The 449-nt window shown below is 52.8% G+C and carries 1 pseudogene; it reads left to right on the top strand.

From position 1 onward, the window contains the following. Positions 1–356: 356 nt before the first annotated feature. Positions 357–449 (top strand): annotated as a pseudogene (locus J5M71_RS28445) (RNA polymerase sigma factor RpoE); the annotation flags it as partial.

Genomic DNA, 449 nt, shown 5'->3' with positions numbered 1-449 from the left:
CACCTGTATCGGCGCTGAAACAGTCTTTTCCGAGCAGGGTTGCGCAATGTCAGGTGGGTACGGCTATAAATAATTGGAACTTTTGCCAAAGGCCCAAGATCAATAGACGGTGCCAGAAACCAGGGACAGTGTCGGCTTCAGTGCGGAATCTGCGTTTGGATTCCTGCCGGCGAAACCGATAACAAGATTATTCGCGCAGCCGGTTTATCCCGCGCTGCGTTTTTCGTGCGTGCCCAATCAGAGCCCGCAGGAAACTTGCTTGGAGGGGGAGAACTTTTGCGAAAAGCCCGAGTCTATGTTTGCAAGTCTGGTCGTTTAGTAATGCAAGTCTCCTCCGGGCTTATCGAGGAGTGTTCATGCTAACCCAGGAAGAGGATCAGCAGCTGGTCGAACGCGTTCAGCGTGGCGACAAGCGAGCTTTCGATCTGCTGGTGCTGAAATATCAGCAC

The sequence above is a fragment of the Pseudomonas sp. 43(2021) genome (assembly GCF_017490805.1).
Lineage (GTDB): Bacteria > Pseudomonadota > Gammaproteobacteria > Pseudomonadales > Pseudomonadaceae > Aquipseudomonas.
The sequence above is the reverse complement of the archived record's forward strand: the minus strand, read 5'-3'. Positions and strand labels throughout refer to the sequence as shown.